This is a genomic window from Streptomyces sp. NPDC043680 (assembly GCF_056436685.1).
In genome coordinates this window covers 133464-147042 of record NZ_JBWKCE010000011.1, presented here as the reverse complement: position 1 = coordinate 147042, position 13579 = coordinate 133464, and the positions used below count along the sequence as shown (strand labels likewise).

The window sequence follows — 13579 nt, the reverse complement described above, 5'->3', positions numbered from 1 at the left end:
CTTTGGCACCTTTGTGTCCTTGTGCCGATCGAGTCGTACGGGGACCCACCAGCCAGCCATCGGAAGTACGGGAAGAGATGTCGGCACCGAACAAGTCGTACGACCCTGTCGAGGTCGAGGCACTGAAACCGGAAGAGATCGAGCGCATGCGGGACGAGGCGCTCGCCGCCTTCGCGTCCGCCGGCGACCTCGACGCGCTGCGCGAGGCGAAGAGCGCGCACATGGGCGACCGGTCGCCCCTGGCGCTCGCCAACCGCGAGATCGGCGCCCTGCCGCCGCACGCCAAGGCCGAGGCCGGCAAGCGCGTGGGCCAGGCCCGTGGCGCGGTGAACAAGGCCTTCGGGGCCCGCACCGTCGAGCTTGAGCGTGAGCGCGACGAGCGGGTGCTGGTCGAGGAGGCGGTGGACGTCACGCTGCCCTACGACCGCGTCCCGGCCGGCGCCCGGCACCCGCTGACCACGCTGATGGACCGCATCGCGGACATCTTCACGGGCATGGGCTACGAGGTCGCCGAGGGCCCCGAGGTGGAGGCGGAGTGGTTCAACTTCGACGCCCTCAACTTCACGCCCGACCACCCGGCGCGCCAGATGCAGGACACCTTCTTCGTCCAGGGGCCGGCCGGCACCGAGGGCGACGAGTCCGGCGTCGTGCTGCGCACCCACACCTCCCCGGTGCAGGCGCGCTCGCTGCTGGAGCGCAAGCCGCCCGTCTACATCGTCTGCCCGGGCCGCGTGTACCGCACCGACGAGCTCGACGCGACGCACACGCCGGTGTTCCACCAGGTCGAGCTGCTCGCCGTGGACGAGGGCCTGACCATGGCGGACCTGCGCGGCACCATCGACCACATGGTCAAGGAGCTGTTCGGCGAGGAGACCACCACCCGCCTGCGCCCGCACTTCTTCCCCTTCACCGAGCCGTCCGCCGAGATGGACATGCAGTGCTACGTGTGCCGCGGCGCGTCGGTGGGCAACCCCGACCGCCCCTGCCGTACCTGCTCCAGCGAGGGCTGGATCGAGCTGGGCGGCTGCGGCATGGTCAACCCCAAGGTGCTCGTCGCCTGCGGCGTCGACCCCGAGAAGTACAGCGGGTTCGCCTTCGGTTTCGGCATCGAGCGGATGCTGATGTTCCGTCACAACGTTGAAGACATGCGAGACATGGTCGAGGGAGACGTTCGTTTCACCCGGCCGTTCGGGAGTGAGATCTGATGCGCGTCCCGCTTTCCTGGCTGCGGGAGTACGTCGACCTCCCCGCGGGTGAATCCGGTCGCGACGTCGCGGCCAAACTCGTCGACGCGGGCCTTGAGGTCGAGACCGTCGAGCAGCTCGGCTCAGGGCTCAAGGGCCCGCTCGTCGTCGGTCAGGTGCTGACCATCGAGGAGCTGGAGGGCTTCCGCAAGCCGATCCGCTTCTGCACGGTCGACGTCGGCCGGGCCAACGGCACCGGCGAGCCGCAGGAGATCGTCTGCGGCGCCCGGAACTTCTCCGTGGGCGACAAGGTCGTCGTGGTCCTGCCCGGCGCGGTGCTGCCCGGCGACTTCGCGATCGCCTCGCGCAAGACGTACGGCAAGACCTCGCACGGCATGATCTGCTCCGGCGAGGAGCTCGGCATGGGCGACGACGGCACGCACGGCATCATCGTGCTGCCGCCGGAGCACGAGGTCGGCACCGACGCGATCGAGCTGCTCCAGCTCGTCGACGAGGTCCTCGACATCGACATCACCCCGGACCGCGGCTACTGCATGTCCATGCGCGGCGTGGCCCGCGAGGTGGCGACCGCGTACGGCCTGCCGCTGCGCGACCCGGCCCTGCTGGACGTGCCCGCCCCGAACTCGTACGGCTACCTCGTCAAGATCGACGACCCGGCGGGCTGCGACCGATTCACCGCCCGCACCGTCACCGGTCTCGACCCCGAGGCGCGTTCACCGATCTGGCTCACCCGCCGCCTGCAGAAGGCCGGCATGCGCCCGATCTCGCTCGCCGTGGACATCACCAACTACGTGATGCTGGAGCTCGGCCAGCCGCTGCACGCGTACGACCGCTCGCGCCTCGACGGCGCCATCGGCGTCCGCCGGGCCGAGCAGGGCGAGAAGTTCACCACCCTCGACGGGGTCAAGCGCACCCTCGACGCCGAGGACCTGGTGATCACCGACAACAGTGGGCCGATCGGCCTGGCCGGTGTCATGGGCGGCGCCAACACCGAGATCGCCGACTCCGTGACCGACCCCGAGACCGGCCAGGTCACGGGCACCACGGACGTGGTCATCGAGGCCGCGCACTTCGACTCCGTGTCGATCTCGCGCACCGCCCGCCGCCTCAAGCTGTCCTCCGAGGCGTCCAAGCGCTTCGAGCGCGGCGTTGACCCGCAGGCCGCCGCCGCGGCCGCGCAGCGGACCGTCGACCTGCTGGTGCTGCTCGCGGGCGGCACCGCCGAGGCCGGCGTCACCGAGCTCACCGCGCCGGGCGCCCCGCGCACCATCGCGATGAGCGCGGACCACCCGGACCGGGTCGCGGGCATGGACTACGGCCGCGAGACCGTCGTCCGCCGCCTCCAGGAGGTCGGCTGCGACGTCTACGGTCAGGACGAGCTCGTCGTCACCGTCCCGTCGTGGCGGCCCGACCTCGCCGAGCCGAACGACCTGGCCGAGGAGGTCATCCGGCTGGAGGGCTACGGCAACCTGCCGTCGACCCTCCCGCAGGTCCCCTCGGGCCGCGGCCTGACCGCCCGGCAGCAGCTGCACCGCCGGGTCGGCCGCGCGCTGGCCGGCGCGGGCTACGTCGAGGCGCTCAGCTACCCGTTCATCGGTGAGGCCGTCTTCGACCAGCTCCAGCTGCCCGCGCACGACGCGGCGCGCCAGGTCGTCAAGCTGGTCAACCCGATCTCCGACGAGGAGCCGGCGCTGCGCACCACGCTGCTGCCGGGCCTGCTGGGCGCGCTGCGCCGCAACGAGAGCCGCGGCAGCCACGACCTGGCCCTCTTCGAGACCGGTTCGGTCTTCCGGGCCGGCGAGCAGCCGGGCGTCGCCGTACGGCTGCCGGTCGACCGGCGTCCCACGGACGAGGAGATCGCCACGCTGAACGCCGCCCTGCCGGCGCAGCCGCGGTACGCCGCGGTCGCCCTGGCCGGTGCGCGGGAGCAGGCCGGCTGGTGGGGCAAGGGCCGCCCGGCCGACTGGGCGGACGCCGTCCAGGCCGCGCGGGCGCTGGCCGTCGAGGCCGGTGCCGAACTGGTGGTCCGCCAGGGCCAGTACGGTCCCTGGCACCCGGGCCGCTGTGCCGAGCTGGTCGTCGTCCTCGACGGGGTGGAGCAGGTCATCGGCCACGCGGGTGAGCTGCACCCGCGGGTGGTCAAGGCGATGGGCCTGCCGGCCCGCACCAGCGCCATGGAGCTCGACCTCGACCGCCTCGCGGCGGCCGGCGGCCGGCCCGTGGAGGCGCCCCGGATCTCCACCTTCCCGGTGGCGACCCAGGACGTCGCGCTGATCGTCGACGCGTCGGTGCCGGCCGCCTCGGTGGAGGCCGCCCTCCGCAAGGGCGCGGGCGAACTCCTCGAATCCCTGCGGCTGTTCGACGTGTTCACCGGCGAGCAGGTCGGCGAGGGCAAGAAGTCCCTGGCGTACGCGCTGCGCTTCCGCGCGTCCGACCGCACGCTGACGGCCGAGGAGTCCACGGCGGCCCGCGACGCGGCCGTGGCGCTGGCCGCTGAGCGCACGGGGGCGGTGCTGCGGGGCGCGTAGCCGCTGCCGCCGACTCGCCGAGGGGCGCCCCCGAACGCCGGGGTGCGCCCCTCACCCGTCTCCGGGCACGGCCCGACGCCCCGGGCGCCGGCGGGACTGTACTGCGCCCCCGTGTCTGCGGGCGCGGCCCGGCTGCGCAAACGTGCCCCGGTTCCGCCGGGTGTCCTGGGGCTCCGCCCCGGACCCGGGCAGCGCCCGGGGAACGGTGGAAGGGCGGGTAGGGGACAGCTCCGCGCCCCGGCCGCCCCGGCCGCCCCGGCCGCACCGGGCAGCGGGGGCAGGGGTCGGCCCGCCGCCGTGCAGGCAGGGCACGGGGCGTGCGCCGGGACGGCGGGGCGGCTTCGCACCGGGGACGGGCTCGGGCGGTGCGCCCCGGCGGGGTCGCTTCGGCGGCCCGCGGGGGCTTCGGGTGGGGCGGGCGGCGCACCGGGTCCCGGTGGGAGGACCCGGTGCGCGATCGGCCCGGTTCCGGCGGAGCCCGGCGACCAACCGGGCGTCGACGGAACCGCGGCGCGCCGCCCGCCTGCCATGGAGTGTCGGGCAGACAGCAGAACGGGCGGCGCCTTGCCGGGTCGTCGCACTGTACGAGGGGGAGCCGACGACCCGAGCGGCCTCTTGGCGAGGCCCTTAAGTGAAGCGCCCCGAGCCACCCTCGCGGCAGGGTGCGCATCGCATTTATGCGCGTACTCGGTTCGCACCCCGTGTGAACCGCGCACCCACTAGCCTGGACTGCGACGAGCCCTTGGAGGGGCCCATGCAGCCCAATGCCCTGCTCGACGCCCTCCTCGCCGAGGCGGGCATGTCCCACGCCGGACTCGCCGCACACGTGAACCAGGCGGGCCGGTCCCGCGGACTCGCCCTGCGCTACGAACACACCGCGGTCACCCGGTGGTTGAAGGGGCAGCGGCCCCGCGGCCAAGTGCCCGACCTGATCTGCGAGGTGCTCGGCGGCCGCCTCGGGCGCCCGGTGTCGCTGGACGACGTCGGATTCGGCGTGCCCGGCCAGCCCGCGGGCCCGCACGCCTCCCCGCTCAGCGGTTTCGTCGACCGTGCCGCCGCCCTCTGGCGGTCCGACGACCAGGGCCGCTACCAGCTGCTCAGCACCGAGGCCGTCACCGGCACGCCCGCGGTGATACCCGTATGGGAGTGGGAGAATCCGCCCGAGGACGCCGATGTCTCGCGCGACGGGCCGAACCGGATCGGGCCCGAGCACATCGAGATCCTGCGGGCCGCCCGCGCCCACTACGAGGTCATGTACCGCCGGGCCGGCGGCGTGGCCACCCGGGCCCGGATCGTCCGCTTCCTCGGCAGCGAGACCGCGCCGATGCTGCGCGGGAGTTACTCCGACAGCCTCGGCCGCAAGCTGCACCGGGCCACCGGTTCCCTCGTGGCGGTGGCCGGGATCTGCGCGTACGACTCCGACGCCCACGGGCTCGCCCAGCGCTACTTCCACCAGGCCCTGAGGCTGGCGAAGGCGAGCGGCGACCGCGGGCTCGGCGCGTACGTGATCGCGCTGATCGTCAACCAGTGCCTGCACCTGCGGGAGTACCGGCAGGCGGTCGCCTTCGCGGAGGCCGCGCTGCGCGCCGCGGGCCGGCACACCACCCCGGCCCTGGCCGCCGACCTGTACGCCATGCAGGCCAAGGCCTATGCCCAACTCGGCGACCCCACCGCGGCCTTGGCCTGCATCCGGCACGCCGAGGCGGCGGCCGAGCGGATCCGGCCCGGGACGGAGCCCGACGAGACGGGGTACGTGCAGCCCGGGCTGGTCAACGTACAGGTGGCCGAGGCGCTGCTCAGCCTCGGCGACCTCGACGCCGCCCACGAGCAGGCGACCGCGGCCGTCGGCACGCCCGCGCACGACCGGGGCCGGGTCCACCGGCTGGCGATGCTGTGCGAGATCCAGTTGCGCCAGGGCGAGGCGGACCGGGCGGTGGCGGCGGCCGCCGAAATGGCCGAGCGGGCCACGGGGATGGAGTCGCTGCGGCTGCGCGACCGGCTGCGGGCGGTCCGCGAACAGCTGCTGACCAGCGGGTGTTCGGGTGCCCAGGAGACCGCACAGCTCATCGACGGGGCGCTGCGCGTTCCACTGTGACCGGTGGAGCTGCTGCCATGTTGCCACCAACAGATGCGGAAGGTGGCAGAACCGTGCAGTGGACGAACCTGAGTGAGCAGACCGTGTACAGGAACCGGTGGTTCGACGTGAACCTCGCGGATGTGGAACTTCCCGACGGCCGGCATCTGGACCACTTCGTGATCCGGCTGCGACCGGTGGCCGTCGCCACCGCCGTGAACGAGGCCAACGAGGTGCTGCTGCTGTGGCGCCACCGCTTCATCACGGACAGCTGGGGCTGGGAACTTCCCGCGGGCGTGGTCGAGGACGGGGAGGACATCGAGAGCGCCGCGGCCCGGGAGATGGAGGAGGAGTCGGGCTGGCGGCCCGGCCCGCTGCACCATCTGATGACCGTGGAGCCCGCCAACGGGCTGACCGATGCCCGCCACCACCTCTACTGGGCGGACGGCGCGACGTACACCGGTCATCCGGAGGACGACTTCGAGTCCTCGCGGCGCGAGTGGGTGCCGCTCAAACTCGTGCCGGACATGATCGCGCGCGGGGAGGTCCCGGCCGCCAACATGGCGGCCGGGCTCCTCCTCCTGCACCACCTGCGGCTCGGCTGACCGCGGCCGGGCACGTCAGCCGTGGTGGGTTCATCCGTACGGGTAGAAACCCGAGCCGGTCTTGCGGCCGAGACGGCCCGCGTCGACCATCCGCTGGAGCAGCGGGGGAGCGGCGTACAGCGGCTCCTTGTACTCGGCGTACATCGAATCGGCGATCGAGACGATGGTGTCCAGGCCGATCAGGTCGGACAGCTTGAGCGGGCCCATCGGGTGGGCGCAGCCCAGCTCCATGCCGTTGTCGATGTCCTCGCGGCTCGCGATGCCGGACTCGAACATCCGGATCGCGGACAGCAGGTACGGGACGAGGAGCGCGTTGACGACGAAGCCGGACCGGTCCTGAGCGCGGACGGCGTGCTTGTCCAGCACGTCGCGGACCAGGGCCTCGGCCCGCTTGACCGTCTCCTCGCCCGTGGTCAGCGCGGGGATCAGCTCGACGAGCTTCTGCACCGGGGCCGGGTTGAAGAAGTGGATGCCGATGACCTGGTCCGGGCGCGAGGTCGCGACGGCCAGCTTGACCAGCGGGATCGAGGAGGTGTTCGAGGCGAGGATCGCGTCCGGGCGGGTGACCACCTGGTCGAGGACCTGGAAGATCTCCGTTTTGACCTGCTCGTTCTCGACGACCGCCTCGATGACCAGGTCGCGGTCGGCGAACTCGCCCAGATCGGTGGTGAACGTGAGGCGGGCCAGGGTGGCGTCCCGCTCCTCCTCCGTGATCTTGCCGCGTTCGGCGGCCTTCGTCAGGGAGTTGTGCAGCCGGGTGCGTCCGATCTCCAGGGCCTCGCCTGTGGTCTCGGCGACCTTCACCTCAAGGCCGCTGCGGGCGCACACCTCGGCGATGCCCGCACCCATCTGGCCACAGCCCACTACGCCGACTCGTGTGATGTCGGAAGGGAGGTCAGTCACTTCGTGCCTTTCGCTGCTCATTCGTCGGCGGGTCCCCCGTGGTTGCAGTGGTAACTGCGTTCCGGCGCCCGCCACGCCCCCCGACGTTACCCCCGACCTTGGCCGCGGTGGGGTGCCGGGGCGGGCATGCTGACTCCACGCGAAGCAATGTCACGGAACGGAACGGAGTCGTCACATGACGCACATCGGACGGCGGATGCTGCTGGCCGGGGCCGCCGGCGCGCTGGCCATCACGGCCGCGCGCCCGGCGGGGGCCGCGCAGCGGGCGGACGGGTCCGGACGGGGGCCGGCTCCGGCTGAGAAGGGCGGGGCCGCGAAGGCCGGTGCCGCCGGGGCGGCCGCAGCCGAGTTCCGGGGCATGTGGATCGCCTCGGTGGAGAACGTCGACTGGCCCTCCGGGCCCGGGCTGAGCGCGGGGGCGCAGCAGAGCGAGCTGCTCGACCTCCTCGACACCGCCGTCGAGCGCCGGCTCAACGCGGTGGTCCTCCAGGTGCGGCCCGCCGCGGACGCGATGTGGCCGGCCGCCCGTGAGCCCTGGTCACAGTGGCTGACCGGGGAGCAGGGCGTGGATCCCGGCTGGGACCCGCTGGGCACCGCGGTCCGGGAGGCCCGTGCGCGCGGGCTGGAGCTGCACGCCTGGTTCAACCCGTACCGGGTGGCGAACCACGCCGATCCCGACCGGCTGAGCGCCTGCCATCCGGCCCGCCGCAACCCCGACTGGACGGTGGCGTACGGCGGGAAGCTCTACTACAACCCCGGGCTGCCCGAGGTGCGCGCCTTCGTGCAGGAGGCCATGCTCGACGCCGTCTCCCGCTACGCGGTGGACGGGGTGCACTGGGACGACTACTTCTACCCGTACCCCGTGGAGGGCGAGGACTTCGACGACGACGACGCCTACGCGCAGCACGGAGGCGGCTTCGACTCCCGGGAGGACTGGCGCCGCAACAACATCGACACCCTGGTGCGGGAGATGTCCGCCCGGCTGCGGGCGCTGCGCCCCGGGGTGCGGTTCGGCATCAGCCCCTTCGCCGTCTGGCGCAACCGCGACCGCGATCCCCTCGGCTCGGCCACGCAGGCGGGGGTGGCGACGTACGACGACCTCTACGCGGACACCCGCAAGTGGGTCAAGGAGGGCTGGATCGACTACATCGTGCCGCAGGCGTACTGGCACATCGGCCACCCGACCGCCGATTACGCGAAGATCGTCCCCTGGTGGGCGCAGACCGTCGCGGGCACGGGCGTGGCGCTGTACGTGGGGGAGGCGCTCTACCGGTGCGAGGCCGAGAGCTCCACGGAAGCCTGGCGCGATCCGGCGGAGCTGTCACGACACGTGCGGTTCGCACGCGGATACGCCGAGGTCCGCGGTCACGTCTACTTCTCGGCGAAGCAGGTGGTCGCGGACCCCAATGGAGCGATGGCCAAGGTCGTTGCCGACCATTACCCGACGCCGGTGCCGCCGCGCTGAGCGGCCCCCGGTCGTGTGTCCTGTGGCGTGGCGCGGAGTGTGTCGTGTGGGCGGGGGCTGCAGTCGGTGTGCAGTCAGTGTGCGGGCTCGGACGGGTGCTTGACGACGCAGTCGGGGCCCGGGGACATGACGGCCTCGTGGCCGTCCGAGAAACGGACACGGTAGGGAGGGGTGCCGTTTTCGCCGAGTACCTGGGTGATCTCGCCGACCTTGTCGTGCTGCCCGACGACCCTGCCGTGCTGCACGAGCTGGTCTCCCTCGGTCGCGCGCATTGCTGACCTCCTCGGAGGCGGTCTGGTTCCGGTGACAGCAGTTTACGGCGATTCGGGCGGATTAAGCCCGCTGGGTGACGGCGATGCAGACGAGCACGGCGCAGGCGGCGGCGGGGGCTGCCGGCGAGAGGTGTTCCCCGAGCAGGGCCACCGACCAGACCAGGGTCAGCAGGGGCTGCGCGAGCTGCAGCTGGCTGGCCCTGGGGGCGCCGATCTCCGCCATGCCCCGGTACCAGACGTAGAGGCCGAGGAAGGTCGAGCCGGCTGCCGCCCAGAGCAGGCCCGCCAGCCCGTGGCCGGTGAGGTGCACCGGCTCGTACGCCAGTCCCAGCGCGGAGCCGGCCAGGCTGAGCGGCAGGCACAGCACCAGGGCCCAGCCGATCACCTGCCAGCCGGGCAGGATGCGGGCCAGGCGTCCGCCCTCGGTGTAGCCGGCCGCGCAGACGAGCAGGGCCGCGAAGAGGTAGCCGTCGCCCGCGGACAGGGCGCCGCCGCTCTGCGTCAGGGTGAAGCCGAGGACGGCGGCGGCCCCAGCGAGGGCGGCGGCCCAGAAGCGGCGCGAGGGGCGGGCCCCGGTACGCAGCGCGGAGAGCGTGGCGGTCGTGAGCGGAAGCAGGCCGACCACGACGGCGGCGTGCGAGGTCGTGGCGGTGGTGAGTGCGAGGGTGGTGAGCAGCGGGAAGCCCACCACGACCCCGCCGGCGACGACGGCCAGGCCCGCCCAGTGCTCGCGGCCGGGCAGCGGAACCCGCCCGGCGAGCAGGAACCCGCCCGCGATGACGGCCGCGAGCACGCTGCGCACGGCGACGAAGGACCACGGGCCGAAGCTCTCCAGACCCCAGGCGGTGGAGGGGAAGGTCAGGGAGAAGGCGATCACGCCGAGCGAGGCGAGCGCGGTACCGCTTCCGAGCCGGGCACCGCGGAGCCGGGCAGTTCCCAGTCGGGCACCGCGGAGCCGGGCGCCGCGGGCCTCGACCGCTATCGAGGTGGAGCGGGTAGCGCTATTCTGTGCTGTCATGCATGAGAGTAGCAGTGTGGCGGAACTGGCAGGGAAGCTACGGTCGGAGCTCGACCGCTACTCGGTGGGTGGAAAGCTCCCGTCGAGCCGGGCCCTCGTCGAGCGCTACCGGGTCAGCCCCGTCACCGTCTCCCGGGCCCTCGCGCGGCTCGCCGCCGAGGGGCTCGTCGTCACCCGGCCCGGCGCCGGGGTGTTCAGGGCGGCGCCGCGCACGGCCGAGCACGCACCCGGCGACACCTCCTGGCAGGAGGTCGCCCTCAGCGCCGAAGGCGGGGGCGAGGTGATACCGCGCGCCGTGGACGCCTCCGGGGTGCTGAACTCCCTGGCCGCACCGCCGCCCGGGGTGATCGAGCTCAACGGCGGCTACCTGCATCCCTCGCTCCAGCCCGAGCGGGCCATGGCCGCCGCGCTCGCCCGAGCCGGCCGGCGCCCCGGGGCGTGGGGCCGGCCGCCCCTGGAGGGGCTGCCCGAGCTGCGCGCCTGGTTCGCCCGCGAGATCGGCGGCCCGGTGGGCACCCTCACCGCCGCCGACGTCTTGGTCACCGCCGGCGGGCAGAGCGCGCTGGCCACCGCCCTGCGGGCGCTGGCCCCGCCGGGCGCGCCCGTGCTCGTCGAATCCCCGACCTACCCCGGCCTGTTGGCCATCGCCCGCGCCTCCGGATGCCGGCCGGTGCCCGTACCCATGGACGCCGAGGGGGTCCGGCCGGAGCTGCTGGCCGCCGCGTTCGAGGCCACGGGGGCGCGGGTCTTCGTATGCCAGCCGCTCTTCCAGAACCCGACCGGGGCGGTGCTGGCCCCGGCGCGGCGCTCCGAGATCCTGCGGATCGCGCGGGCCGCCGGCGCCTTCGTCGTCGAGGACGACTACGCCCGCTCCCTGGCCCACGAGGACTCAGGGCCGCTGCCGGCCACCCTCGCCGTCGAGGACGCCGACGGGGTCGTCGTCCACGTCCGCTCCCTCACCAAGGCCACCTCGGCCAGCCTGCGCGTGGGCGCGCTCGCCGCGCGCGGGCCGGTGCTGGAGCGGCTGCGCGCCATCCAGGTCGTGGACAGCTTCTTCGTCCCCCGGCCCCTGCAGGAAGCCGCCCTGGAGCTGGTCGGGGCGCCCGCCTGGCCCCGCCACCTGCGGGCCGTTGCCACCGCGCTGCGCCACCGGCGGGACGTGCTCGCGGGCTCACTGCGGCGGGGGCTGCCCGAGCTGGAACTGCCGCATCTGCCCTCGGGCGGCTACCAGTTGTGGGTACGCGTGGCCGCGGGGGGCGACGACGCGGCCTTCGCGGCGGCGGCCCTGCGCGCCGGCGTCGCGGTCGCGCCGGGCCGCCCGTACTTCTGCGCGGAGCCGCCGGGCGCCTACGCCCGGCTCAGCTTCGCCGGGGTCTCGGGCACGGCGGAGCTGCACGAGGCGGTCCAGCGGCTGCGTGACGGGCTCGCCGACGCCACCGGTGTGCGCGGCAGCGCCCGCGGGGACGCCTCGGGCCGTACCTTCGGCCATGCCCCTGGCAATGCCCTCGGTCCAGACGCTTGACCGCATGCGGCCCGCGGCTCACCATCGCCGCATGAATGTTCGGGTTTCGCTGGTGGCCGCAGCCCGTGGCTGCTCGCTGCTCGCCGAGCGCTTCGACGACGACCGCCCACTCGACGTGGCCGGCTGGCGCGCGGTCGAGTCCGCCGCCCACGGCCTCGTCCCCCTCGGCGCCGCCGAGCTGCGCTACTGCTCGCCGACCCCGCGCAGCCGGGCCACGGGCCGGGCCCTCGGCTACGCCCCGCTCGCGCAGCCCGCGCTGCGCGAGTGCGACATGGGCCGCTGGCGGGGGCTGACGCTCGCCGAGGTGGCGGAGCGTGAGCCCGGGGCGGTGGACCTCTGGCTCAGCGACCCCCTGGCCGCCCCGCATGGCGGGGAGTCCCTGCTCGCCTTCATCTCCCGCATCGGCGGCTGGCTGGACAGCCGGCCCGCGGACGACGGCGGGGCCATCGTGGCGGTGGCCGAGCCGTCGGTGCTGCGGGCCGCTCTGGTGTACGCGTTGAGGGCGGCCCCGCTGACGTACTGGAGCGTGGACGTCCGACCGCTGTCCACGGTCACCCTGACCGGCTGGTCGGGCCGCTGGCACCTGTCGCTTCCGGCGCCCGCGTAGGTGCGCCGGCCGGCCCGTCAATTCGGTGGAGGCGGTACCGGTCCCCGGCCTAGCCTGCGGGCATGACCGACCCACGGATCACCACGCTCGCCGAGCGCCCCGAACTGGCCGACCGGCTCTGGGACATGCAGGATTCCTGGCCGGAGTTCTCCCGCCACGACCCGGTCGGCTGGCTCCTGTATCCGCGGATGGTGACGGAGCTGGCGCCGTACGTCCTGGTCGCGACGGACGGCGACGAGGTGATCGGCCGCGGGTTCAGCGTGCCCTTCGCGCAGCACACCAAGGGCCGCGACGGGGTGCTGCCCCCGCGGGGCTGGGACCAGGTCCTCCTGTGGGCCTTCTCCGACCTGCGGCGCGGGATCGCCCCCGACACCGTCAGCGCCATCGAGATCAGCATCGCCGCCGGCCGGCAGGGCGAGGGCCTGTCCGGGCGGATGCTGTCCGTGATGCGGGAGAACGCCCGCGCCCGCGGCTTCACCGAGGTGGTCGCCCCGGTCCGCCCGAGCGGCAAGCCGGCCGAGCCGGACACCCCGATCCGCGAGTACGCGTACCGCACCCGCGCGGACGGCCTGCCGTACGACCCGTGGCTGCGCGTCCACGTCCGCGCGGGCGGGGTCATCGACTCGATCGCGCCCTTCTCGATGACGATCACCGGCACCCTCCCGGAGTGGCGCGGGTGGACGGGCCTCCCCTTCGACACCCCGGGCCCGGTCCACGCCCCGGGCGCCCTGACCCCGGTCCGCTGCGAACCGGAGCAGGGCTACGCGGTCTACGTGGAACCGAACGTCTGGGTCCGCCACCGGCTGTGACGGGCGGTCGGGCGGTCGGGCGATCGGGCGGGGTGGCGGCCCGCCACGGGACCTACGAGCCCTTGTAGGAACCGATCGGAGTCGCCGTCCCGCAGGACGAGGAGGTCAGCTTCTTCACCGACGAGATCTTGTCGTGGAGGCCGAACCAGTCACCCAGCTTCGAGACGGAGTACCCCGGCCGTACGCAGTACTTGGCTCCTCCGTAGTACGCGTCGACGTACACGTACCAGGAGACGCTGCTGCGGTTCCACAGCGAGTCGAACCGGTCGTTGTCCCCGCCGAGGGCCGGCGCGGAGGCCGTGTAGGCGGTGAAGATGCTGGCGTAGTTGTCGTCGGACCACGCGCACAGGCGGTTGTCGCCGCACTGGGCGGGACTCGCCTGTGCGGGAGCCTGGGCCGTGGCGAAGGCGATCGCCGCGGCGCCCAGGAGCACCGCCGTACGCTCCAGGGCGCGGCGCGGGCGGAACTTCGTACTCGGTGACCTCGTCGCAGCAGTCATGCCGTACTCCTCTTCTTCTTGCCTCGTGCACGGCCGTCTTCCGCGGCCCTGCCATCAGGAATGCTGGCGTCG

At 73.6% G+C, this 13579-nt stretch carries 12 protein-coding genes; 8 read left to right on the top strand and 4 right to left on the bottom strand.

Annotated elements, in window-relative coordinates:
* Nucleotides 1-77 precede the first annotated feature (77 nt).
* From pheS to AC0666_RS22640, 4 genes are all read left to right on the top strand, one after another.
* Complete coding sequence (gene pheS / locus AC0666_RS22655; protein WP_361723895.1) at nucleotides 78-1205, top strand: phenylalanine--tRNA ligase subunit alpha; 1128 nt, start codon at nucleotides 78-80, stop codon at nucleotides 1203-1205.
* Entirely contained in the window at nucleotides 1205-3733 is a 2529-nt protein-coding gene (gene pheT, locus AC0666_RS22650) for a phenylalanine--tRNA ligase subunit beta (protein ID WP_478708180.1), read from the top strand. Before pheS ends, pheT begins: the two co-directional genes overlap by 1 nt.
* Nucleotides 3734-4487: 754 nt before the next feature.
* The gene (locus AC0666_RS22645) at nucleotides 4488-5828 is read left to right on the top strand and encodes an NsdA family TPR-like regulatory protein (RefSeq protein WP_468583781.1); all 1341 of its coding nucleotides are present in this window, start codon (nucleotides 4488-4490) and stop codon (nucleotides 5826-5828) included.
* 53 nt (nucleotides 5829-5881) lie between these two features.
* Nucleotides 5882-6412, top strand: coding sequence for an NUDIX hydrolase (locus AC0666_RS22640; protein WP_468970669.1), 531 nt, complete (start codon nucleotides 5882-5884; stop codon nucleotides 6410-6412).
* Between the two features lie 30 nt (nucleotides 6413-6442).
* Here AC0666_RS22640 and AC0666_RS22635 read toward each other — a convergent pair whose 3' ends face one another.
* Nucleotides 6443-7336, bottom strand: coding sequence for a 3-hydroxybutyryl-CoA dehydrogenase (locus AC0666_RS22635; RefSeq protein WP_361723886.1), 894 nt, complete (start codon nucleotides 7334-7336; stop codon nucleotides 6443-6445).
* A 154-nt stretch (nucleotides 7337-7490) separates the two neighbouring features.
* Between AC0666_RS22635 and AC0666_RS22630 the strand changes: the two genes are divergently transcribed.
* Nucleotides 7491-8780 (top strand): glycoside hydrolase family 10-like protein, encoded by a 1290-nt coding sequence (locus AC0666_RS22630; RefSeq protein WP_478708179.1) that lies wholly within the window; start codon nucleotides 7491-7493, stop codon nucleotides 8778-8780.
* A gap of 74 nt (nucleotides 8781-8854) precedes the next feature.
* On the opposite strand, the gene AC0666_RS22625 is transcribed toward AC0666_RS22630, so the two are convergent.
* Nucleotides 8855-9052: a DUF1918 domain-containing protein gene (locus AC0666_RS22625; RefSeq protein ID WP_361723880.1), complete on the bottom strand. Its 198-nt coding sequence runs from the start codon at nucleotides 9050-9052 to the stop codon at nucleotides 8855-8857.
* 61 nt (nucleotides 9053-9113) lie between these two features.
* On the bottom strand, nucleotides 9114-10070 hold the full coding sequence (locus tag AC0666_RS22620; protein ID WP_468970675.1) for a DMT family transporter: 957 nt from the start codon (nucleotides 10068-10070) through the stop codon (nucleotides 9114-9116).
* Here AC0666_RS22620 and AC0666_RS22615 point away from each other — a divergent pair.
* The 3 genes from AC0666_RS22615 to AC0666_RS22605 all read left to right on the top strand — a co-directional run bounded on the left by AC0666_RS22615 (nucleotide 10069) and on the right by AC0666_RS22605 (nucleotide 13008).
* Nucleotides 10069-11592: an aminotransferase-like domain-containing protein gene (locus AC0666_RS22615; RefSeq protein WP_478708178.1), complete on the top strand. Its 1524-nt coding sequence runs from the start codon at nucleotides 10069-10071 to the stop codon at nucleotides 11590-11592. The two genes, AC0666_RS22620 and AC0666_RS22615, sit on opposite strands and share 2 nt — an antisense overlap.
* Nucleotides 11593-11623: 31 nt before the next feature.
* A complete protein-coding gene (locus tag AC0666_RS22610; protein WP_468970681.1) occupies nucleotides 11624-12199 on the top strand; it encodes a histidine phosphatase family protein in 576 nt (191 codons plus the stop codon).
* A 62-nt stretch (nucleotides 12200-12261) separates the two neighbouring features.
* Nucleotides 12262-13008 (top strand): N-acetyltransferase, encoded by a 747-nt coding sequence (locus AC0666_RS22605; protein WP_468583776.1) that lies wholly within the window; start codon nucleotides 12262-12264, stop codon nucleotides 13006-13008.
* Between the two features lie 52 nt (nucleotides 13009-13060).
* Here AC0666_RS22605 and AC0666_RS22600 read toward each other — a convergent pair whose 3' ends face one another.
* Entirely contained in the window at nucleotides 13061-13507 is a 447-nt protein-coding gene (locus AC0666_RS22600) for a peptidase inhibitor family I36 protein (protein ID WP_468970684.1), read from the bottom strand.
* Nucleotides 13508-13579 lie beyond the last annotated feature (72 nt).